Below are 22895 nucleotides of genomic sequence, written 5' to 3'. Positions count from 1 at the left end.
TAAGGAGGAATGAATCATGAAAGTGCGTAAAGCGATAATTCCGGCGGCAGGTCTCGGCACCCGGTTCCTGCCAGCTACGAAAGCCCAACCGAAGGAAATGCTCCCGATCGTGGACAAACCGACGATCCAATACATTATCGAGGAAGCCATTTCGTCCGGCATCGAAGATATTCTGATTATCAGCGGACGGGGCAAGCGCGCGATTGAAGATCATTTCGACAAGTCGTTCGAACTGGAAGAAACCCTGGACAAAAAGGGCAAACACGGAGAACTCAAACAAATTCAGGCCATTTCCGACATGGCGAATATTCATTATATCCGGCAAAAAGAACCGAAAGGCCTCGGTCACGCCATTTGGTGCGCCCGCAGTTTCGTCGGCAACGAGCCGTTCGCCGTCCTGCTCGGCGACGATATCGTGCAATCCGAGGAGCCCTGCCTGAAGCAGCTGCTCCGCATTCATTCCCGCTACTCCTCATCCGTTGTGGGCGTGCAGCGGGTCAGCGACGAGGATGTATCCAAGTACGGCGTCATCGCGCCGAGAGGGTCGTCCATCGAACCGGATGTCTTTTTCCTGGAAACGCTCGTGGAAAAACCTTCGCGCAAAGCGGCACCTTCCAATTATGCGATTATGGGACGTTATGTGCTGACCCCTGAGATTTTTGAAATCCTGGAAAATCAGGCGCCCGGAGCGGGCGGCGAAATCCAGCTGACGGACGCGATCCGCAGGCTGAACGAGCAGAAACCCGTTGTCGCTTACAACTTTTCGGGCGTCCGTTACGATGTGGGGGATAAGTTCGGCTTCATTAAAGCCACGCTCGACTTCGCTCTTCAGCGCGAGGATTTAAAGCAGGATTTGCTGGGATACATTCAATCGGTTCACGAGCAGCACGCTGCGCTTCACAATCCTATCAGTAAGGTGGCGAAGTAGAATGGAAAAAATTACAGTAGTCGGCAGTGGTTATGTAGGGCTTGTTTCGGGAACATGTTTTTCCGAAATCGGCAACCGGGTCATCTGCTGCGACGTCGATCCGTTCAAAATCGCGATGCTGCGCAAAGGCGAGATTCCGATTTACGAGCCGGGTCTCAAAGAACTGGTGAAGAAAAACGTCGATGCCGACCGTTTGTTTTTTACTTCCGAAATCGGCGATGCCATTGAAGCGTCCGACATCATTTATATCGCGGTCGGTACGCCGATGGGCGATAACGGCGAAGCCGATATGCGCTACGTGCACGAGGTTGCCCGGACGATCGGTCAGCATTTGAACAGCTACAAAATTATCGTGAACAAAAGCACGGTTCCCGTCGGAACCGGGGAGCAGGTCCGGCAGATTATTATGGAAAACCGGAAAAACCGCTTCGTCCAGTTCGACGTCGTTTCCAATCCCGAGTTTTTACGGGAAGGTTCGGCCATCGAGGACTGCATGAACATGGAGCGCGCCGTCATCGGCGCGACGAGCGACAAGGCGGCCAAGCGGATCGCCGATCTTCACGCCCCTTTCCGCACCCGCATTTTCCAGACGAATCTGGAGAGCGCGGAAATGATCAAATATGCGGCCAACGCTTTTCTAGCCACCAAAATTTCTTTTATCAACGGAATCGCTAACGTCTGCGAACGTGTCGGTGCCGACGTCACCTCCGTTGCCGCAGGCATGGGGCTGGACAGCCGGATCGGCGCGAAGTTTCTGCAGGCGGGCATCGGTTACGGGGGAAGCTGCTTCCCCAAAGATACCTTTGCGCTTTCTTATATCGCCGAAGAGGCGGGGTTCGATTTCTCCCTGCTGAAATCGGTTATCGCAGCCAACGACGAACAGCGTTTTGTTGTCGTGGACAAGTTGAAACAGGCGCTCGGCTGCCTGGAAGGCAAAAAGATCGGCGTACTCGGGCTTGCCTTCAAGCCGAACACCGACGATATGCGCTACGCCCCTTCCTTGACGATTATCCCGGAACTGGTCCGGCTCGGCGCCTCCGTACGCGCCTACGATCCTATCGCGATGCAGGCCGCGCGGAATCAGATCGCCGAGTATTACGAAGATTTCGAGACGCTTGAAGAAACGTTGGAAGGCTGCGATGCTTGCCTCATTTTGACGGAATGGAGCGAGATCGTCGAAATGGATCTGGCCCGGGTGAAACAGCTGCTGACGGCCCCGATTATTGTGGACGGGCGCAACTGCTTCTCCGTCCGGGAAATGAAAGAGCGGGAGTTCGACTATTATTCCGTCGGACGCCCCGCCGTCACAACCGGCAGCGCAAATGCCAGTGCGGCCAAGACCGTTTCGCTCTAAGCTTTTATGGATGCTGCCTGTATTGCTGTGGACGCTGCTCGTCTTCCATTGGTCTCATCAATCGTTTCGCGAGCAGAGCATACAGCCTTTATTGCATAAACTTTTCACAAAGGAGGAGATTCATGACTATATCCCGCAGGTGACGGTGAGCTACCATCATACGATTATCCGGGCTCAGTCCGATCCGATGCGGTTCATCGAATTTATTTTTCGTAAAACGGCCCATCTGGTTGTTTATGCCGTACTTGCCGCACTTGCGTATCAAGCTCTTTCATTCTGGAGGAGCCGGCGGAGGAAGCGGATGATCTTTACCCTGCTGTATGTCGTCGTGATTGCGATGGGGGATGAATGGGTTCAATCGGCCGCAGCTATGCGTACCAGTGCAATACAGGACGTTGTCTTGGATACAGCCGGAGGCTTGGCGGGATTATCGGCAGCCGTGTGGGCGGTGCCTTGGGGGATTCGGCTTTGGCGGACAAGCAGCCTGATTAAAAGACGGGAGGCCGGGAGATGAACAAACGACGCCGCTTGTTCCTTTGGGTGGGGACAGGCATCCTTTTAGCGGGAATGGCCGGGAGTTTTGCGGCCGTCCGGATTTCGGATGAAATGATCCGGACGGCGGCCTCCTTCAGTGACGGGCAGGCAGACGCCGAAGCCGACGCTGCGGGCAAGGAAGCGCCGGACGGCCGCCCGGTTCCGGGTGGCGGAGCTCTGGCTTCGCCCGTTGCGGGTGCGCCGGACGGCTCCCGTCCGCAGGAGGCTTTCCCGGGCGTAAAAGCCGTGCCGGGCAGCGGGAAAGCTCCTGCGTCTGCGGCGCCGCCCGCCCGTCCGGCCCCGGGAAAGGCCGGGCATCAGGCAGCCGGATCGGCGGAGGACAGCGACGGAAGCGGCAGCGGCAGCGGAAGCGCGAAAAGCCGCTCCAAAGATCCGGCAGCCATACCGGCGGACCGGGCCGAGCGCCTAAGCGGGGAGATTTCCTGGTCGGAGCGGATGAAGATTACAACCGTTCTGCTGAAGCGGCTGCAGGCAAGCGATATCAAGCAGCTAAGCCTCCTGATGAAGGACGGCGTGTCACGCGAAGAAAAGAAAAAGGCGAAAGCGATCATCATGGCCAGGCTGAGCGAAAGCGAGTATAACGAACTGATTGCCATTGCGGGCAAATATGGCCTGAGCAAAGGCAAGTCGTATCAGCAATCCGTTAACGAGTGAGCTGCGGTTTTGTCAGAACGCCCGCCAAGAGGAGAGTGAAATTGTGAAAAAGTTAAATAAAGCGCTCGTGGCCGCACTGTTGCTGGCTCTGTTGTCCCCGGCTTTCCAGCCGGGTCAGGCGAATGCGCAAGCGGCGATGAATCAGAACGCCCGCGCGAGTTTTGATCAGCTTGCCAACAATGTGTGGGGCTTCCTGAATGAATATCTGCTCCCGATTCTTACGGGCGGCAATCAGAAGTTTCCTGTCCCTAAGCCTGAACCTAAACCAGACCCGACGCCGGTCCCGACACCTGCTCCGGATTCCGGCAACGGCCAGGGCAACAACGGCAATGGCCAGGGTAACAACGGCAACGGCCAGGGCAACAACGGCAACGGCCAAGGCAACAACGGCAACGGCCAAGGCAACAAGGGCAACGGCCAGGGCAACAACGGCAACGGCCAGGGCAACAACGGCAATGGCCAGGGTAACAACGGCAACGGCCAGGGCAACAACGGCAACGGCCAAGGCAACAACGGCAATGGCCAAGGCAACAACGGCAATGGCCAAGGCAACAACGGCAACGGCGGCAAAGACCGTGACGACCGGTATGATTCCATCAATAAAGAAACGATCCGGAAGCTGAATGCGCTGAAAGCGGCGTGCCAACGTGACCTCGTTTCTTACGCGATGCAGTTTGCGCAGGCGACGACAACGCACCAGAAATCGACTCTTTATAAGGAAGCTTCCGAGCGCTTCGCCCAGTGCGTGTCCGATTTCAAGGATATTGTGGGCAGTGCCCAAAATACGCTTCAGAATGAAGGCTTCAGCACGGACATTATCCAAGAATATCAGCGTGAGTACGATATTCAGATGGAGACGGGCCGCATGCTGCTGGATAACATTGTGAAGTAAGCGGGAACGGCCGGTGACGCGATAAGCGTTGCCGGTTTTTCCGTGCCGTTTTTCGTAAACCTACTATTATTAATACACGTCCAGAAGAAAACCAAGATAGGCCAGAAACAGAACGAACAAGAGAAAGACATCCAGGCCGTTGGGAAAAATCAGCGTGCGGACAAACTGAATGCAGATGAGCGGGAAAAGCACGCCCCGAACGGTGAACCGGGTTTTCCACCACCATTTTTGCATGAGTATCCCCCTCCGGTCATAAAAATTTCCGCTATCAGTTTATGCGGGCGCCTCCTTGGTTATGATGGGTAATAGTCCTTTTCGGATTGAAAAGATTGACGTTTTTGGTCCGTTTGGTTTATTATAAAGTGTAATTTAACGGTTTGCTTTACAAACATTTTTTATTACGTTGAATCGACGTGGATGGGGAGTAGTAGACGGCGAGCCCTTCAGAGAGTGGAATTGCAGCGCTGGAAGGTTCCACAGGGAGATAAACGGCCGTTCGAAGTCGCCCCGGAGTTGTTTGCGTGAGCACTCGTTCGCTTTAAGGCGGCGAAGTTTAGCGTGAACCGGCCCGCACCGTTATATGCGTCTCAAGTGTCACGTTCCGCTCGTTTCGGGAGCAGGCGTGAAATGAAGGTGGTACCACGGAAGCACATCCTTTCGTCCTTTGCGGCGAAGGGATTTTTTTGTTAGCTGGAGCAGCTGCGCAAGGTACTTGAATGGAGGAAATGGACTATGGCAGAAACAAGCGATAAAAACTCGGTATCCATGCCGACAACCTACGATCCCTCGCAAAGCGAGAAAAAATGGTACGATTACTGGATTTCTAACGGATTTTTCCGTGCAGGACAGCGTCCGGACGCGGAGACCTATACGATTGTAATCCCGCCGCCGAACGTAACGGGCATGCTGCACCTGGGCCACGCGCTCGATTTTACGCTGCAGGATATTCTGGTGCGCACGAAGCGGATGCAGGGCTATGACGCGCTCTGGCTTCCGGGCTCCGACCACGCGGGTATCGCCACACAAACCAAGGTGGAGCAAAAGCTGCGCGAGGAAGGGCTTTCCCGCTACGACCTCGGACGGGAGAAGTTCTTGGAGAAAGTGTGGGAATGGAAAGACCTGTACGCCGAAACCATCCGCGAGCAGTGGGCGAAAATGGGCTTTTCCCTCGATTATTCCCGTGAACGGTTTACGCTCGACGAAGGTTTGTCCAAAGCCGTACGTGAAGTTTTCGTAAGCCTGTACAACAAGGGCCTGATTTACCGCGGCAAATATATTATCAACTGGGACCCGAAAGCGCGGACCGCTTTGTCCGACATCGAGGTTGAATATAAAGAAATCCAGGGCAGCCTGTACCACCTCGTGTATCCGCTCAAAGACGGCAGCGGCTCCATTACGGTAGCGACTACCCGTCCGGAAACGATGCTTGGCGATACGGCCGTTGCCGTTCATCCGGAAGACGAGCGTTACAAGCACATGATCGGAAAAATGCTCGTGCTGCCGGTGGTAGGCCGTGAGATTCCGGTTATCGCCGACGAGTACGTCGAGAAAGACTTCGGAAGCGGAGCGGTTAAAATCACGCCGGCGCACGATCCGAACGACTTTGAAGTGGGCAAGCGCCACGACCTGCCGCAAATTCTCGTGATGGACGAATCCGGTACGATGAACGCTAACGCGGGCCCTTACCAGGGACTGGACCGTGCGGACTGCCGCAAGAAAATCGTCGCCGACCTGCAGGAGCAGGGCGTCCTCGTCAAAATCGAGGAACACGTCCACCAGGTCGGACACAGCGAGCGCAGCGGCGCTGTTGTGGAGCCTTACTTGTCCACACAGTGGTTCGTGAAAATGCAGCCGCTTGCCGAACGTGCCATTGAAGCGCAGAAGAACGGCACCGGCGTCAACTTCGTTCCGGACCGTTTCGAGAAAATCTACCTGCAGTGGATCGAAAATGTACGCGACTGGTGCATTTCCCGCCAGCTCTGGTGGGGACACCGCATTCCGGCCTGGTATTGCGCGGACTGCGGCGAGGTGACCGTCGCTCAGCAGGACGCTCATGCCTGCGAGCACTGCGGAAGTGAAAATATCCGTCAGGATGACGACGTCCTGGATACGTGGTTCTCCTCCGCGCTCTGGCCGTTCTCCACGCTCGGCTGGCCGGAGCAGACGGAAGATCTGCAGCGCTACTATCCGACGAACGTACTCGTCACCGGCTATGACATTATATATTTCTGGGTCGCGCGGATGATTTTCAGCGGCTTGGAATTTACGGACCAGGTTCCGTTCAAGGACGTGCTGCTGCACGGCCTCATCCGCGACGCGGAAGGCCGCAAAATGTCCAAATCGCTCGGCAACGGCGTCGATCCTCTGGAAATTATCGAGAAATACGGCGCGGATGCGATGCGGTATATGCTTTCGACTTCGAGCACGCCGGGACAGGATTTGCGCTTCCGCATCGAGCGCGTGGAGCAGACGCGCAACTTCGCGAACAAGATCTGGAACGCTTCGCGTTTCGCGCTGATGAACCTCGAAGGATTCACGGCCGCGGACATCGACCTGAGCGGCAAGCTCGGAACGGCCGACCGCTGGATTCTGCACCGTCTGAACGAAACGGCACGCGATGTAACGCGTCTGATCGACCAATACGAATTCGGCGAAACCGGCCGTCTGCTGTATAACTTCATTTGGGACGATCTGTGCGACTGGTACATCGAATTCAGCAAACTTTCCCTCTACGGGGAGGACGAAGCGGCCAAGAAAACGACGAAATCCGTGCTGGCCTATGTACTTGACCGGACGCAGCGCCTGATTCACCCGTTTATGCCGTTTATTTCGGAAGAAATCTGGCAGCATCTGCCTCACGAAGGCGATACGATTACGCTGGCCGCCTGGCCGGTGTACGATGACCAGTTCGAAGCGCCGGAAGCGGTGCGCGAAATGGAGCTGCTCATGGACATTATCCGCGCCGTGCGCAACATCCGTGCGGAAGTAAACGTTCCGATGAGCAAGAAGATCGAGCTGCTCGTCAAGCCTTCCGGCCAGGACGCAGAGACAATTCTTTCCCGCAACGAAGAGTATCTCCGCCGTTTCTGCAGCACCTCGGAGCTGAGCATTTCCGCGGAACTCGCGTCGCCGGATAAGGCGATGACGGCTGTCGTGACGGGAGCGGAGCTGTTCCTGCCGCTCGCGGGACTTATCGATATCGCTCAGGAAGTGGCCCGCCTGGAGAAAGAAATGCAGACGCTCATCGGGGAAGTGACCCGGATCGAGAAGAAGCTTTCGAACGAAGGCTTTATCGCCAAAGCCCCGGCCAAGGTTATAGAAGAAGAAAAAGCGAAAATGGCCGACTACGCGGATAAGCGCGACAAAGTCGTTGCCCGTCTGGCCGAACTGAAAGCCTAAGCCTGCATTATATCGCGGTGCGCCCCGTCCGGTTTGACGAGGAGCACCGCGATTCACATCAATTAAAGGGATGATAGTCATGGAACAATACACACAAGAGGCTTCCCCGTTCAAGACTTATACCGAAGCAGTGAACTGGATCACCGGTCTCGTGCCGGTCGGCATCAAACCCGGACTCCAACGAATGGACCTGCTGATGGAGAAACTCGGTCATCCTCACCGGAGACTGAAGTTCATACACGTCGGCGGCACGAACGGCAAAGGCTCGACCTGCGCCTTTCTGACGAAGGTGCTTATCCGCAGTGGATACGATGTCGGAACCTTTACGTCCCCATATCTCGAAAAGTTTACGAACCGTATACAGTATAACGGTCAAGATATTGAAGAAGAAGATCTGCTGCTTCTGGCGAACCGGCTGAAACCGATCGCCGACGAACTGGAAGAGACCGAGCTCGGTTCCCCGTCGATGTTCGAAATTTGCACGGCGCTCGCGCTCTTGTATTTCGGCACAGTCACGTTCCCGGATTATGTCGTTCTGGAAGTGGGACTCGGCGGCCGTCTTGACTGCACCAACATCGTATCGCCGGTCATCTCCGTTATCACGAACATCGGCCACGATCATATGGATATTCTCGGCGATACACTGGAGCAGGTGGCGCTTGAGAAGGCGGGCATCATTAAGCCGGGCGTACCCCTGGTTACGACCGTGGAACAGCCCGAGCTTGCGGAACTGTTTATCCGGGATGCGAAGAGCAAACGCACAACGGTTTATCTCTTGGGCAAGCAGTTTACCTACGAGCCCGTATCCACGGAACTGGACGGCCAGAAGCTGAACTTCACGGGTCCGTTCCGTTCGATCGAGAACGTGCCGGTTTCCCTTAACGGGGCGCACCAATTGAAAAATGCCGCCGCGGCGCTGATGACGCTCGAAGTCTTGCGCCAGTATAACGCGCTAATCGTGGACGACGAAGATCTTTTCGCAGCCATGAGCGAAACGCAGTGGCCCGGCCGCCTTGAAATGGTTTCCGACAATCCGCGGATTCTGCTGGACGGAGCCCATAATCCCGAGGGAGCGCAAACGCTGGCCGCCGCACTGAATGACACGTATTCCTACAAGAAACTGCATTTGATGGCCGGCATGTTGTCCACGAAGAATCAACCCGGCTATTTCAGGCATATACTACCAATGGTGGATACGCTTATCCTTACGGAACCGGATTTTCATAAAAAAGAAAATGCATCCCGTCTGGCCGACCGGGCCCGGGAGACCCTCCGGGAACTGGACGTGAACCGGGATATCGATATCGTGGTGGAACCGGATTGGAAAAAAGCCCTGGAACAACTGAAGCAGCGAACGGGACAGGATGATCTGGCGGTCGTATCCGGCACGCTCTACCTGATTTCTGATGTTCGTTCTTGGCTCTTATACACGACCGACTCTGAAAAAGGATGGTGAGAACGACATTGAATACTCCAGAACACGTGCATTTTATCGGCATCGGCGGCTACGGTATGAGTGCGATCGCCAAAGTGATGCTGGAAATGGGTTATCAGGTATCCGGCTCCGATCTGGCCCAGCAGGAACTGACTGAGAAGCTTCGGGCCAAAGGCGCCCGCGTCTATATCGGGCATGAAGCTCAGAACGTGAACGGAGCGGACCTCGTGGTCTACTCCACGGCGTTGTCCAAGGACAATGTGGAAATGGTCGCGGCCGGAGAGCAGAACATTCCGGTCATTCACCGCTCGCAAATGCTGGCGAGATTGATGAATGAGCGCAAAGGCATCGCGGTAGCCGGAGCGCACGGCAAAACGACCACCTCTTCCATGATCGCGCTTGTGATGGAGCACTGCGGAACAGATCCGACGTATATCATCGGCGGCGAAATCATGAACATCGGCTCGAATGCCAAAGCGGGCAAAGGCGACTACGTCGTAGCTGAAGCGGACGAGAGCGACGGCACTTTCCTGCAGTATCATCCGACGCTTGCCCTTGTGAATAACATCGAAGCGGATCATCTGGAAAACTATGACGGAGATTTCGAGAATCTGAAAAAAGCCTATGCCCAGTTCCTCAGCCAGGTGAGAGAAGACGGCAAGGCGATCATTTGTCTCGATGACGAATATTTGCGGGGCATGCTTCCGCAGATCAAAAGCGAAACCCTTACTTACGCCATCGACCGGGATGCCGACTATGTGGCGACGGATATCGAGCTGGGCGACCGGAAAGTGTCCTTCAACGTTCGCCGCGGCGGCGAGACGCTCGGCAAGCTGCGCTTGTCGGTTCCCGGCCGGCACAACGTATACAATGCGCTGGCTACGCTGATTACGTGTCTGGAAGCGGGCCTTACCTTTGACCAGATCGCCGAGGCGATCTACGAATTCCGCGGCGCCAAACGGAGATTTCAGGTGCTGGGCGAAGTGAACGACATTCTCGTAATCGACGATTACGCCCATCATCCTACGGAAATCGAGGCGACGATCTCTGCGGCCAAAGCGACCGGCAAGCATCTTATCGCGGTGTTCCAGCCCCAGCGCTATACGCGTACGTTTTACTTATTCGAGCAGTTCAGCCATGCGTTCAAAGAGGCGGACGAGGTGCTGATCACCGACATCTACTCACCCGCCGGGGAGAAGCAGATCGAAGGCATCAGCTCCGAGAAGCTCGTCGAACTGATCCGCAAGAACAGCAATCCGAACGTCACTTATATCCCGACCCGCGGCGAAGCGGAAGTCTACTTGACGGACCGCGTTAAACCGGGTGACCTCGTGATCACGATGGGAGCCGGAGACATTTGGAAAACGGCGGACGGTCTCGCCAAAACACTTCGCGCCCGCTATGAGGCGGAGTAAAGAAGTGTTTAACATAACAAAATATACTGCACGCTCCAGTACGAAAACCTTCCTCAGCCTGCGCTGACGGGAGGTTTTTTTATGGGGGAATAAGGTGGCCGGGAAGGGAAGCGTTTCGCGAGATAAACGGCTAGTTGTTTTTCTTTCTCCATCTCTCTAGTTCCGTAAAATCGTTAGTTATCCCTATTAGCTCCTGTGTTTTGGTTTTTACTAGAACGTATGTAGGATACGACGTGATTTTAAACTTATCCATAGGCGGATTGTAAGAGATTACGTCGATACCGAGCCCTTTAAGCTGCTCCTCGGTCAAAGGAACATGGGGATTAAATACGTACAGAGTAGTGGATGGGTTAGACCCTGTCAGATTTGACGCAAGAGCGATAAAGCCCAAGACGGCGAGTATACTTGCAAGCAGCAAAGAGTTTCTTTTGTTGATCGGGGCCATGATTCGGGTACCTCCGTTTATCCGCTTCATCCTTATAGCATATACCACGATATGGAAAATTCCCACTCTAGTAAAATTTTCAGAGGCCCGGACATATTTTTCCGCTTTCGTTCATAGGCTGATAGCAGAACGCGGATAAGGAGATGGGCCGTATGAATAAAGCGAGAATTTCTTACCGTATAGACGGAAGCGACCGGACAAACCGTAAAGAAGATAAATCGGGCGGTAAAGTTATACCTTTAACGAAAGAGGAGTTTTCGGTTTCGGAAGCTCTTTGGAGAGACGCGGAGGCGGATAGAGCGCAAAAAGCCCGGCAAAACCGGAGGGACACGGAAGCGGGACCCCGGAATCGGGAAGGACTGAATGAATATACGGCCGACTTCGGTACATGGCAAAGTCCTTATGATGCCGAAACGGAACGGATCGCCAAACTTATCCGGGAATCCGAACCGGGTTACCGGGGAGATTCAGGTTATTTTGAGAGCACGATCAATGAACGTTTCAGGGAAGAAAAAGAAAGAAGACAGGAATACGAGAATTTGGACCGGACCGCGTACGGGGAACGTAGAGACGAGGAAACGGCCGCAAGGCAGATGAGGGACTTTGAGGGGCCGTCCGAGCGGGAGGACGAATATACGGATTACCGGTTTCGGGAGAATCGGGCCGTGGAGCGCGATAATTCAGGTGAACGGGGACGCGAAGAACGCTATCCGCTTCCGCCAAACCTCGGCTGGCCGGAGGATCCAAGCGGCTTTATCGATCACGGGACGGCCTCCCTGCCCGGCTATAACAGCCTCCGTGCCGCTCAAGAAGACGAGCGTGAGGATGACGGCTATACGCGTTCCGGATACAACGGTGTGCAAGATACGAGGGACAGAAGGTTTAGGTCCTCCTCGGAAGAGAGGAGCTTTCAAGACCGGCAGCTTGCGGAAGCGCCACATTCGGGGCAGAGGCGGAGTCCGCCCGCCTATTACGAAGGCGAAGGGGCAGAATACCGCAGAGAGCCCGTTTACGAAGACCCGTACAACCGGCTGCATTGGGAGGAGCCCGTAAAATCGGGCGTGCGGATTTCCCGTTCGGGCGGCGGCGGCTTTTTGCGCGTCGCCACATCCGTTGCGGGAGCGATGGTAACCGGGGCGGCCTTCGGCTATTTTGTCCTTTCCATGTTCTCGGGAGGGGCGGAGAAGCCGATCACGATTGACGCGGGTCCTGCCGCGACAGCCCAGGTCCAGCCGAGCCCCGGGGCCGTCACGCCGCTGAAGCCGGATGCCTCCGCCCCGGCCGCCCCAGGCGCTTCCGCTCCGTCGGCGGGCACGGCCGCTGCCGCCACGCCGGTCGGAGGGCCGACTGCGGCGGCCTCCATCCCGGCGCGCTCCTACACCGTGCTGCAGAACGGCATCTTCAGCACGCCGCAGAGCGCGGAGACCGCCCGCGCCGACGCGCGGGGCAAAGGCGCCGCGGCGGTGGCGGAACCCGGCACGAAGACGACGGTGTACGTCGGACTCGCCGGGAGCAAAGAGGACGCCGCGAAGCTGAAAACAGCCCTTGCCGCCAAGAAAATCGAAGTCTTCGCGAAGCCGCTCGATCTTCCCGCCGTCGGCAAGGTGTACTGGAAGAGCGGCAGCGCCCAGCCGCTCGCGGATTATCTCGCGCAGGGCGCGAAGGTCGCCGGCACGGCCGGCAGCCTCTCCGCCGCGAAGATGGCGGAGGCTTCGCCGGGCACGCTCGACGCGGCTTCGCTGCAGCCGCTTGACGCCGCCGCCAAGGCGTGGGCGGCTCTGCAGCCGGCGGTAGCCGCGGGAATCCCCGACGCGGCCAAGCCGCAGGTCGAGGAGATGAACGCGGCTCTCGCCAAGGCGGTGGCGAAGCTCGGCGAGTACGGCAAGTCGCCGTCCGCCCCGCTTCTGGCCGAGACCCAGGAGGCGCTGATGCAGTACGTCGTCGCCGAGAAGCGCCTGATGCAGCAGCTGACGGCCGCATCGGCGTAGCTCAAACCGCCGCTCCATCACGCAAAAACACGGCCTGCGAATTCGCAGGCCGTGTCGGTTTTAGGGCTGAAGCTTGGAGTAGCGGTCCATCATGACGGCAATCTCCGCCCGGGTTATGTAACGGTTCGGTTTAAATTCCGTAGGGCTTGTCCCGTCGACGATACCGGCCTTCGTCAGCGTATAGACGGCGCCGGCGCACCACATGGAAGCGGGAACATCGGAGAAAACGTCCTGCCCGGACGGCGGCGTTAAAGTCGGCGTGCCTTTCATTTCGCGAAGCCGCTGAAGAATAGCGGATACCTCGCCGCGGGTGATCGCCTGGTTCGGTCGTACGGTATGATCCGCGTATCCGTCGAGGAGTCCGAGGCGGACGGCTTTTGTCATCACGGAATAGGACCACTGGGTAGATTTCAAATCGCTGAAAGCGGGTGCGGATGCGGAATTTTCCGTTCCGAGCAGGCCGTCGAAACCGAAGACGCGGTCCATCACGGTTACGAATTCCGCGCGTGTCAGCGCCCGATTAGGTTCGAAATTGTTTCCGATGCCTTCCATCCAGCCTTTGTCTTTGATGCGCAGGATGGCTTCGCGTGCCCAGTGCCCGGCCGTATCCGGGAAAACCGGCGGCTGGTAAGAGACGACACCGTCTGCGATCGCTTTTGCCATTTTGGTGCGGAATGCCGGATCGGCCAGTAAATCCGCTTCTTTTTTATTGCTCAAAAAGCCGGTTTCGACAAGGATGCTCGGGATTTTTCCTTTGCGGACGACATAAACCGCGCTCGGAACCAGGCCTTGATCCTTCAGTCCGGTTTGTGACAGAACGGAACTTAACACCTTTTGGGCCAGCAGCCTGCTGGAAGGTGTAAGGGCTTCCATTTCCGGACTGGCGGGATAATCGTCCTGGGGATAGCGGCTGTCGTAATACAGCACCTGCGATCCGTTCGCGGCTGAGCTCGGATTTGAATTGGCATGCACGGATACGAAAACGTCCGCGTTCTGGGCGTTTGTAAATTGAACTCGCTCGTCAAGGGACAAATAACGGTCGTCCGCTCGGGTCATCACGACATCAACGCCCTTTTTCTTGAGCTCGTCGCGGAGCTTCAGAGAAACGTCGAGGTTGACCGTTTTTTCATTGAGACCGTTTACACCGATGGCTCCCGGATCTTTTCCCCCGTGACCGGGATCGACGACAACCTTGTAGGCCATCGCCTCGTAAGGAAAGACCAGCAGAAGCGCGAGGGTCAGCCCTGCTAATTTTGTAGTTTTTTTCATCCTGTTTTTCCCCTCCCGTTTCCAATTGTACAGGGACTTTCCAGGTTAGTAAGCCGGAAATATGTTACAATTTGTTGTTTTTTCGGATTGATGCCAGACGTGTCGCTTCGTATAATAAGGGAGAAACAAGGGAAGAGAGAGGATAACGGATGAAGAAAAACGGCTTCACCCTCGTTCTGTTTTTAGTGATCGGTCTTGTCGTCGGCATCATTGTGGGACAACTGCTTGCACCGGTCAAAGCACTGGCGTTCCTGACCAAAACGACGGATATCGTCTGGCAGCCCAAAGCGGACCTGCAGGTCATCCAGTATGATATCCTTTTGCAGATTAAACTGAATTTGTGCAGCATTATAGGCCTCGCAGCCGCTTTCTGGCTGTACCGCAAGGTATAGCCCGTGAGAAGACATAGCCCGTGAGAAGACGAAAGTAAATTTTTAAGAGAAAAGTGGAGGCATACCGCTATGAGCCGATCGGGCAGCGCGCCCTATGAGCAGGGCATTAAACTGATTCTCGCATCCTCTTCGCCAAGACGGCAGGAGCTGCTGAAAGGGATGGGGCTTGATTTTGAAATTATCGCCAGCGATGCGGATGAAACCGTGGAGAAGAACCTGAGCCCCCGGGAGATCGTCGAGACGCTTGCCGTGCGCAAAGCGGAGGCTGTATCGGCCTCTCTACCGGATTCGTATGCGCCGGATAGAACCGTCGTCATCGGGTCCGACACGATTGTGGTCCTGGGCGGAGAAGTGCTGGGCAAACCCAGAGACGAGCGGGACGCTCTTCGCATGCTGTCCGCTCTGCAGGGCCAGACTCACGAGGTATTCAGCGGAGTTGCCTGTCTGAGCGCGGACCGCAGGAATGTTTCGGTGAGCCACCGCCGGACGAAAGTCACGATGAAAGCGATGGACGAGCAGCGGATTCTCCGGTATATCGGGACGGGCGAGCCTTCGGATAAGGCGGGAGCATACGCGATTCAGGGGATCGGGGCCACATTGATCGAGGGAATAGAAGGCGACTACTTCAATGTCGTCGGTCTTCCGGTGTCTCTTCTGAGCGAGATGCTCGAGCCTTTCGGCATCCGTGTCATCTAAGTGGATGCCCCCGGCCCTGAACCGTTTTCATTAAGAGCCGATTCTGCTACAATAGAGAGAACATCAGGAGAAAGGAGGGCTATGTCATGAACAGCGAATTTACGATTGCCGTGCACAGTCTGGTGCTTCTTGCCCATTTGCCGGAACACATGGCTTCGAGCGATGATATTGCTTCCAACGTTTGCACCCATTCCGCGCGCATCCGCAAAATTATGGGCTGTCTGCGCAAAGCCGGATTTGTTCGCACTAAGGAAGGATGCGGGGGCGGATTTATTCTTAATCACGACCCGGATGAGATTACGCTCGGCGACATTTATCAGCTAACTTCGCTCGGCACCCTCAAACCGAACTGGTGTTCGGGCGACCAGGGAAATGATTGTCTTGTTTCTGCGAACATGCAGAATGTGATGGACAACATGCTGGATGGAGCCGAACAGAATATGATTCAATATTTGAAAGGCGTGACGATCGGCAGCATGCTCCGTACCTTGAACGAGACGGAGAAGAAAGCCGCCGATGCCGAGAAGAATCTGATTTCCTGAAGCGGCGTCTGCCTACGCTAAGTGTTCAAGGACATGCAGGCGTCCGCTTTATTGCAACGATACATGAGGAAAGACACCCGGTGCTGCGGGGCGGCGCGGACTCAGCTTTCACAAGGCGCGATTTCTCCGTCAGGGAGACGTTTTGCCGGTCCGTCCGCCTGTCTCTTCTTGGGTCTTGGTGGCCACTGCTTTCCTAGCCGTATTCTCATTCGCCGAGTAGGTTGAACGGCTAAGCTTGATTTTACCCTTCCATGCACTTCGCTTTCTTTCCGCTTTCGGGCCCCTGCGCCCTTGTTTTTTTACCTTCCATTCCCTTTTCTTCTTCGCGAGTTTATTGCTTGCTGTCTATCTCTCCCGCATTCCGTTTTAATTTTTTTTCTTCGCTGACGCATCTTGTTTTCCGATCCGTTCTTTCCTGTACTACTGCCTTCCCAAGCACATCGGCTTTTAAATCCTGCTGTTAGACAAATTCCTCTGAGTCCATCCTCAAAACCAAAACCCGCCGTTAGCATACTTACCTCTGAGCGATCCTTTGTATTTTTTGTCGAGGTGTGCAGACTTTTTTAGGACCTCAATCGTCCTATTTAACAGCCCCTCTGATCTTTGTATGGTTTTGTGCGGTTTTATAGACTGACCGCATAGGTATAAACGAATAATCTATACCGATTTTACAGGCGTTTCCGTTCTGGTCACCCCGCTACGGTTGATTGGGGATGCACCAGTTAAAACCGGGCTTCACAGCGGCTGAACGAAGACGGCAAAAGCCCGGCAGACAGCGTTTTTCGGACGTTCGGCGCCCGTTTTAAAGGAAATGTTGGAAATTGGCTTAAGAACATACCGGAAGAGGGGAATATATGATATCATCAATTGTCACCTTGCGTGAAATTCCACCGGAAGAGAGACCCCGCGAAAGAATGATGCAGGTTGGGGCTTCATCGCTAAGCAGTGCCGAACTGCTGGCTATCCTGGTTCGTACGGGAACCTATTCCGAGTCTGCTTTGGCGCTCGCACAGCGGATTCTTTCCGATACGGGAGGACTCCGGGGGCTAGTGGAAGCCAGCCGGGAAGAGCTTGTCCGAATCAAGGGGATAGGCGACGCCAAGGCGCTCCAGATTATGGCCGGAATTGAGCTCGGAAGACGAATTTCCCGGACCCGCACGGAAGAAATCACGACGGTGCGCTCTCCGTTTGATGTTTTCGATCTGCTTAAGGACGAACTGCGCTATTTGCAGAAAGAACACTTCGTTTGTTTGTTCCTCAATACGAAAAACCACATCATCGGACGCGAAACGCTGTCCATCGGAAGTTTGAACGCCTCCATTGTGCATCCGCGCGAAGTTTTCCGCGCCGCGATTCAGCGCAGCAGCGCCTCCATCGTTTGTGTACATAACCACCCCAGCGGGGATCCAACGCCAAGTCCACAGGACATTGAACTTACGCACAGGCTGACAGAGGCCGGTGATATCATAGGGATCGAAGTACTCGATCATATTGTCATCGGAGATGACCGCTATGTCAGTTTGAAGGAGCATGGTCATATGTAATATAATAAAGATTATGTTCGTGGAAAGACCCCTAATTTCGACAATGACTACGAAAACTATGACGAAACAATAAACCGTCGGTATTTTTTGCTGCCATTTAAGCAGTTAATCAGACAGAAGATGGATTTTGGGAAGGAGCCGTTTTATTATGTTCGGAGGTTTTACAAAGGATTTAGGTATCGATTTGGGTACTGCCAATACATTGGTGTATTTGAAGGGCAAAGGAATTATCGTGAGGGAGCCGTCGGTAGTCGCCATCCGCACGGATACGAAAACCATTGAGGCCGTCGGCGACAACGCGAAGAAAATGATCGGACGTACGCCAGGTAACATCCGTGCCATTCGTCCCATGAAAGACGGCGTAATCGCGGATTTCGAAACGACCGCCACGATGATCCGTTATTTCTTACGTCAGGCACAGAAGGATCGTTTCATGTTCCAGCGCCATCCGAATGTTATGGTCTGCGTACCTTCCGGCATTACGGCGGTTGAGAAGCGCGCCGTGGAAGACGCGACCAAGCAGGCCGGAGCACGTGACGCTTATACGATCGAGGAGCCGTTCGCGGCCGCAATCGGCGCGGATCTACCCGTTTGGGAACCGACGGGAAGCATGGTTGTGGACATCGGCGGCGGTACGACCGAAGTGGCCGTTATTTCTCTCGGAGGGATCGTGACGAGCCGCTCCATTCGCATCGCGGGCGATGAGATGGACGAAGCCATCACTCAGTACATCAAGCGCACCTACAACCTGATGATCGGGGAGCGCACGGCGGAAACGCTGAAAATGGAAGTAGGCTCCGCCCTGCCGATGGAACAGCCGGAATTTCTTGAAATCCGCGGCCGAGACCTCGTGACAGGTCTGCCGAAGACGATTTCCGTCACTTCCGACGAAATTACGGAAGCGTTGACCGACACCGTGAACGCCATTATCGACGCGGTTAAAGTGACGCTGGAGAAATGTCCTCCCGAGCTGGCCGCAGACATTATGGATCGCGGTATCGTGCTGACGGGCGGGGGAGCCCTGCTTCGCAATCTCGATAAACTGCTTGCAGGCGAAACCGGGATGCCGGTTATCGTGGCGGATAATCCGCTTGATTGTGTAGCCATCGGGACCGGCCGCGCCCTGGATCACATCCATCTGTTCAAAGGTGCCAAATCCGGCGCCAAATACAGACGCTAGTCTGACTGTGCCGACGGAGAAGGTGTTGAATTGTTGAAATTCATGGGGAACAAGAGGCTGATGGTTCTGCTTGTGGGTCTCATCTGTTTTTTCATTCTGATGGGGCTTACGCTTAGCGGACGGACGAAATTTTACTGGCCGGAAAAATTTCTGAAAGATTCGATCGCTTGGACGCAGAGCGTATTTTACAGACCCGCGGCGGGCGTGGCGGGCTTCTTTGAGGACGTCGGCAAGCTTAAAACCATCTATGACGAGAATCAGATCTTGAAAAAAAGACTGACCGACTACGCACTCGCTACCCAGCAGCTGAACGCGCTTGAAGATCAGAACAAACGGTATAAAGAAGCTCTGGAGTTCACGGAGCGCCAGAAACAAGTGTCCAATTATAAATACCGGATTGCCGACGTGATTGCGGCAAGTCCCGACCCTTATAACGGGACCATCACCGTAAATCTGGGCGAGAAAGACGGCATCAAGCCCAATATGGCCGTTATTAACGTGGACGGTCTTCTCGGCCGGGTGCTCACCGTAACGGAATTCACCTCCAATGTGCAGCTTCTTACGGATTTGAGCGATACCAACAACAAGGCGCCCGCTATTTCCGCAACCGTCAAAGGCAAGGAATACAAATCCGCCGAAGGCCAAGGATCTTACGGGATCATTGAGTCGTACGACAAGGAAAAGGGCCTGCTCGTGATGAACAAAATCGATCAGAACGACAAGCTTGCGGTCGGCGACACCGTTATTACCTCCGATATCGGCAAAGTATTCCCAAGCGGTATTCCGGTAGGAACGGTCGTATCCCGCGAGCCCGGGGATTTCGGGATTACCCAGAAAGCGTTGATCAAACCTTTCGCTGATTTCAGACATATCCGGGAAGTCTTTATCATCGAAATACCCGAGGTGAAATAGCCATGGTACGCAACTCGCTCTGGCTCATTCTGCTCTCGCTGCTCATATTGGAAGGCTCGCTCATTCATTGGCTGATTCCGGATTCCTGGCAGCAAAGCGTCCGGATCTCTTCCAATTTCATGCTGATCATTATTTTGTATATCGGACTTTATTTAAACCGGCATTCTGCACTGCTGTATGGCCTCGGTTTCGGGCTGCTTCACGATTTCGTCTATTTCGGACACATACTCGGCGTCTACTCCTTCGGATTCGGACTGGTCGGTTACGTCGCGGGGCTTCTTCCCCGCAGGCAGACGAACCTTATTTTCACTACTTTGATGACGATGGGAGTCGGCGTTCTTATTTTCGAGATTATCAAATTCGGAATCAACCGTTTATTTAACATCGTAACGGTGAATTTTCAGTTTGCGTTTACCCATATTATGCTGCCGAGCGTGCTGTTCAACATGTTGTTCGCGCTCGCGGTATACATTCCGATGCGCAAGCTTATGGAAGCCCTCCAAGGCCAAGGATCTAGAGCGGAACATTAATTTTGACCGTTCTTTTTCACCCGGCAGGAAAACCCGGACAGCAGGCCGAATTGTATGGGGTGGGAGGTTGGAACGTTTATGGCGACGGCAGGTAAACATCATGTGATTATAAAAGGAGTCAAAGACGGCCTGAACTTTCTTCTCGACGATTCATGCGAGCTTGCGACTGTCCTGGAAGAACTGCGGCACAAGGTGGAGAGCACTCACGACCGCATTTTGACCGGACCTATCGTGCGTGTTCATGTCAGACTCGGTAAGCGCAGCGTCAGTGACGAGGAGAAGGAAGAAATCCGCGCCATCATCGGACAGAAGGGCAACCTGCTCATTCAGTCCATTGAATCCGATGAACCGGAGCCGCTTGTCGGAACGGCTGCTCCCATTACCATGCTTAAAGGCATGGTCCGGTCGGGACAGACACTGAGCCATGAAGGCAATCTGCTGTACATGGGGGATGTCAATCCCGGAGGCACTATACTGTGCACCGGCAGCATCTACATCATGGGTTCCTTGCGGGGAATGGCACATGCGGGTGTGGACGGGGACGAGGCTGCGATCGTTGCGGCGTCCCATATGCGTCCGACTCAACTGCGCATTGCCGGCGTAATCAGCCGGCCTCCGGATGAATGGGGATTCCAGGAGGCATTTATGGAATACGCCTATATCAAAGACGGGCGTATGGAAATTGATAAATTGAACGGACTGCACCGTATGGTGCTTGCTTAATAGCCGGATGGTCTTTTGCAAGCCGGCAGCACGCAATTATCGTAACGCTGAGGAGTGAATACCATGGGAGAGGCAATCGTTATCACTTCCGGAAAAGGCGGCGTCGGCAAAACGACCACGTCGGCCAATGTGGGGACAGCACTCGCTCTGCAGGGCAAGAAAGTATGTATGGTCGATACCGACATCGGTCTGCGCAACCTGGATGTGGTTATGGGGCTGGAGAACCGGATCATTTATGACCTGGTTGACGTTGTGGAAGGGCGCTGCAGGCTTCCTCAAGCGCTGATCAAGGACAAGAGGTTCGAAGAACTGTATCTGCTTCCGGCCGCACAAACCAAAGACAAACATGCCGTTTCCCCGGAGAGCGTCAAGGATATCGTGCTGGAATTGAAAAAAGATTTCGATTTCGTCATCATCGACTGCCCTGCCGGAATCGAGCAGGGCTTCCGCAATGCGGTGGCCGGAGCCGACAAAGCGATTGTCGTCACGACCCCCGAGAATGCGGCCGTCCGGGATGCGGACCGGATTATCGGCCTGCTGGAGAACGAGAAAATCCATGCTCCGAAACTGATTATTAACCGCATTCGTCAGAACATGGTCAAAAAAGGCGAAATGCTTGATATCGACGAGATCTGCTCCGTACTGGCCATCGACCTTCTCGGAATCGTGCCGGATGACGAGCATGTTATTAGGGCTGCGAATTCCGGCGAACCGACCGTGATGAATCCGACTTCACGGGCAGCCATCGCTTACCGCAATGTCGCACGACGCATACTTGGTGAATCGGTCCCGCTTATGCCGCTTGACGAAAAGCCGGGTATGCTGGCTAAATTGAAAAAGTTTTTTAAATTAGGATGAGTGCGATATGCTTGCCAAATTAAAAAAGTTAGATTTGACCATCATTTTTTTACTGATGGTATTAATTACTATCAGTTCCTTTTTGGTATACAGCGCGGATATTGACGACCCTAACATTAATGTAAATTGGACGAAAACGATCATCATTTACGTTATTGCTTTATTCGCCCTAACCGCTTGCAGCTTTTTGGATTATAGACTCCTTATCCGGTTTTGGATCTTTCCTTATTTGATCAGCATCGGGCTGCTTGTTTTTGTACTTAAAGTAGAAGCCATCAATGGGGCGAGCGGATGGATCCAAATAGGGGACTTCCTTTTTCAGCCGGCCGAGCTTTGTAAGCTATGTGTCATCATTGCACTTGCTGCCTGGCTCCGCAAAAAAAATGAAGAAGACCTCCAACTCTTTAAAGATGTGATCCCGATGGGATTATTAACCTTACTTCCTTTTGCTTTAGTCTTTATTCAACCCGACTTGGGAAATGCGATCATCCTGATTGGGGTTCTTATCGGAATGCTTTGGATAGGGAACGTTAAATATTCTCATGCGCTCATCGGTCTTATCGTTTTCGGTGGCGGCCTGTTTGTATTCTTCTACTTTTATTCGATGCATCCGAAAGAAATCAGTGGGTATTTGATTGATAATTTCCATTTTAAAAAACATTGGTTCAAGCGGATTGATACGTTTTTAGATCCGGCTACGGCAAGCTTGAACGACCGCTATCAAATGGAAAATTCCTTCAGGGCGATCGGTTCCGGCGGCTTGACGGGTGAAGGTTACTTGAACGGAAGCTCCATTCACTCCAACTTCATTCCGTATGCTTATTCGGATTCCATCTTTGTCGTGGTTGGTGAAGAATTCGGGTTCCGCGGTGCAGCCGTGCTTCTGATGCTTTACTTTTTCCTTATTTATAGGATGATTCTGATCGCCATTCAAAGTAAGAATCGAATCGGTTCCTATCTGGTTGTCGGAGTTGTAGCCATGTATGTCTTCCAGATATTTGAGAATATCGGTATGTTGATAGGTTTGATGCCTTTGACCGGTATTACGCTTCCTTTTATCAGCTATGGGGGGACATCTTTGTTAATCAACATGCTCTGTATAGGAATGGTACTAAGCGTTAAAATCCATGATCATGCCATAGAAGACGATAAATAAACAGGCCTGTGGGGCCTGTTTTTTGTAT

The 22895-nt window shown here is 54.1% G+C and carries 22 protein-coding genes; 19 read left to right on the top strand and 3 right to left on the bottom strand.

From position 1 onward, the window contains the following. Positions 1 to 16 precede the first annotated feature (16 nt). From galU to KVT34_RS08830, 5 genes are read left to right on the top strand one after another with little or no spacing between them, the layout of a single operon-like run. Complete coding sequence (galU, locus tag KVT34_RS08850) at positions 17 to 928, top strand: UTP--glucose-1-phosphate uridylyltransferase GalU (RefSeq protein ID WP_042230487.1); 912 nt, start codon at positions 17 to 19, stop codon at positions 926 to 928. 1 nt (position 929) lies between these two features. After that, the gene (gene tuaD, locus KVT34_RS08845; RefSeq protein WP_217558207.1) at positions 930 to 2282 is read left to right on the top strand and encodes a UDP-glucose 6-dehydrogenase TuaD; all 1353 of its coding nucleotides are present in this window, start codon (positions 930 to 932) and stop codon (positions 2280 to 2282) included. Between the two features lie 22 nt (positions 2283 to 2304). Next, on the top strand, positions 2305 to 2796 hold the full coding sequence (locus KVT34_RS08840) for a VanZ family protein (RefSeq protein WP_217558206.1): 492 nt from the start codon (positions 2305 to 2307) through the stop codon (positions 2794 to 2796). Continuing rightward, positions 2793 to 3491 (top strand): hypothetical protein, encoded by a 699-nt coding sequence (locus KVT34_RS08835; RefSeq protein ID WP_217558205.1) that lies wholly within the window; start codon positions 2793 to 2795, stop codon positions 3489 to 3491. The genes KVT34_RS08840 and KVT34_RS08835 overlap by 4 nt, the downstream gene beginning before the upstream one ends. Before the next feature lie 43 nt (positions 3492 to 3534). Beyond that, positions 3535 to 4383, top strand: coding sequence for a hypothetical protein (locus KVT34_RS08830; protein WP_217558204.1), 849 nt, complete (start codon positions 3535 to 3537; stop codon positions 4381 to 4383). A 69-nt stretch (positions 4384 to 4452) separates the two neighbouring features. On the opposite strand, the gene KVT34_RS08825 is transcribed toward KVT34_RS08830, so the two are convergent. Further along, the gene (locus KVT34_RS08825) at positions 4453 to 4617 is read right to left on the bottom strand and encodes a hypothetical protein (RefSeq protein ID WP_009672975.1); all 165 of its coding nucleotides are present in this window, start codon (positions 4615 to 4617) and stop codon (positions 4453 to 4455) included. 498 nt (positions 4618 to 5115) lie between these two features. Here KVT34_RS08825 and KVT34_RS08820 point away from each other — a divergent pair, with 498 nt between their 5' ends. From KVT34_RS08820 to murC, 3 genes are all read left to right on the top strand, one after another. Next, on the top strand, positions 5116 to 7782 hold the full coding sequence (locus KVT34_RS08820; RefSeq protein ID WP_217558203.1) for a valine--tRNA ligase: 2667 nt from the start codon (positions 5116 to 5118) through the stop codon (positions 7780 to 7782). Positions 7783 to 7861: 79 nt separating this feature from the next. Beyond that, positions 7862 to 9238: a bifunctional folylpolyglutamate synthase/dihydrofolate synthase gene (locus KVT34_RS08815; protein WP_217558202.1), complete on the top strand. Its 1377-nt coding sequence runs from the start codon at positions 7862 to 7864 to the stop codon at positions 9236 to 9238. An 8-nt stretch (positions 9239 to 9246) separates the two neighbouring features. Then, on the top strand, positions 9247 to 10632 hold the full coding sequence (murC, locus tag KVT34_RS08810) for a UDP-N-acetylmuramate--L-alanine ligase (protein WP_217558200.1): 1386 nt from the start codon (positions 9247 to 9249) through the stop codon (positions 10630 to 10632). A gap of 130 nt (positions 10633 to 10762) precedes the next feature. Here the strand turns inward: murC and KVT34_RS08805 are convergent, their stop codons facing one another. After that, on the bottom strand, positions 10763 to 11077 hold the full coding sequence (locus tag KVT34_RS08805) for a hypothetical protein (RefSeq protein WP_217558199.1): 315 nt from the start codon (positions 11075 to 11077) through the stop codon (positions 10763 to 10765). Positions 11078 to 11229: 152 nt separating this feature from the next. On the opposite strand from KVT34_RS08805, the gene KVT34_RS08800 reads away from it, so the two are divergent. Continuing rightward, positions 11230 to 13065, top strand: coding sequence for an SPOR domain-containing protein (locus KVT34_RS08800; RefSeq protein ID WP_217558198.1), 1836 nt, complete (start codon positions 11230 to 11232; stop codon positions 13063 to 13065). 60 nt (positions 13066 to 13125) lie between these two features. On the opposite strand, the gene KVT34_RS08795 is transcribed toward KVT34_RS08800, so the two are convergent. Continuing rightward, positions 13126 to 14334, bottom strand: a complete 1209-nt coding sequence (locus KVT34_RS08795) for an N-acetylmuramoyl-L-alanine amidase (RefSeq protein WP_217558197.1) — start codon at positions 14332 to 14334, stop codon at positions 13126 to 13128. A 149-nt stretch (positions 14335 to 14483) separates the two neighbouring features. Here KVT34_RS08795 and KVT34_RS08790 point away from each other — a divergent pair, with 149 nt between their 5' ends. The 10 genes from KVT34_RS08790 (at position 14484) to KVT34_RS08745 (ending at position 22867) form a co-directional block, all read left to right on the top strand. Next, a complete protein-coding gene (locus KVT34_RS08790) occupies positions 14484 to 14726 on the top strand; it encodes a DUF4321 domain-containing protein (protein ID WP_009672966.1) in 243 nt (80 codons plus the stop codon). A 69-nt stretch (positions 14727 to 14795) separates the two neighbouring features. After that, positions 14796 to 15422: a Maf family protein gene (locus KVT34_RS08785; RefSeq protein ID WP_217558196.1), complete on the top strand. Its 627-nt coding sequence runs from the start codon at positions 14796 to 14798 to the stop codon at positions 15420 to 15422. 86 nt (positions 15423 to 15508) lie between these two features. After that, positions 15509 to 15964: an RrF2 family transcriptional regulator gene (locus KVT34_RS08780; protein WP_042230469.1), complete on the top strand. Its 456-nt coding sequence runs from the start codon at positions 15509 to 15511 to the stop codon at positions 15962 to 15964. A gap of 854 nt (positions 15965 to 16818) precedes the next feature. After that, positions 16819 to 17508: a RadC family protein gene (gene radC, locus KVT34_RS08775; RefSeq protein ID WP_254634651.1), complete on the top strand. Its 690-nt coding sequence runs from the start codon at positions 16819 to 16821 to the stop codon at positions 17506 to 17508. A 148-nt stretch (positions 17509 to 17656) separates the two neighbouring features. After that, on the top strand, positions 17657 to 18688 hold the full coding sequence (locus KVT34_RS08770; protein ID WP_009672964.1) for a rod shape-determining protein: 1032 nt from the start codon (positions 17657 to 17659) through the stop codon (positions 18686 to 18688). 33 nt (positions 18689 to 18721) lie between these two features. Beyond that, positions 18722 to 19600, top strand: coding sequence for a rod shape-determining protein MreC (gene mreC, locus KVT34_RS08765; protein WP_217558540.1), 879 nt, complete (start codon positions 18722 to 18724; stop codon positions 19598 to 19600). 2 nt (positions 19601 to 19602) lie between these two features. Further along, entirely contained in the window at positions 19603 to 20130 is a 528-nt protein-coding gene (gene mreD / locus KVT34_RS08760) for a rod shape-determining protein MreD (RefSeq protein WP_217558195.1), read from the top strand. Between the two features lie 54 nt (positions 20131 to 20184). Beyond that, positions 20185 to 20853 carry a septum site-determining protein MinC gene (locus tag KVT34_RS08755; RefSeq protein WP_254634650.1) on the top strand — a complete coding sequence of 223 codons (669 nt, stop codon included), beginning with the start codon at positions 20185 to 20187 and terminating at the stop codon, positions 20851 to 20853. A gap of 63 nt (positions 20854 to 20916) precedes the next feature. Next, on the top strand, positions 20917 to 21711 hold the full coding sequence (minD, locus tag KVT34_RS08750; RefSeq protein ID WP_217558194.1) for a septum site-determining protein MinD: 795 nt from the start codon (positions 20917 to 20919) through the stop codon (positions 21709 to 21711). 7 nt (positions 21712 to 21718) lie between these two features. Beyond that, positions 21719 to 22867 carry an FtsW/RodA/SpoVE family cell cycle protein gene (locus KVT34_RS08745; RefSeq protein ID WP_217558192.1) on the top strand — a complete coding sequence of 383 codons (1149 nt, stop codon included), beginning with the start codon at positions 21719 to 21721 and terminating at the stop codon, positions 22865 to 22867. The last annotated feature ends 28 nt before the right edge of the window (positions 22868 to 22895 follow it).

This window comes from Paenibacillus sp. GbtcB18 (genome assembly GCF_019091125.1).
Lineage (GTDB): Bacteria > Bacillota > Bacilli > Paenibacillales > NBRC-103111 > Paenibacillus_F > Paenibacillus_F chitinolyticus.
Note: the sequence above shows the minus strand (reverse complement) of the source record. Positions and strands in the feature narration are given on the sequence as shown.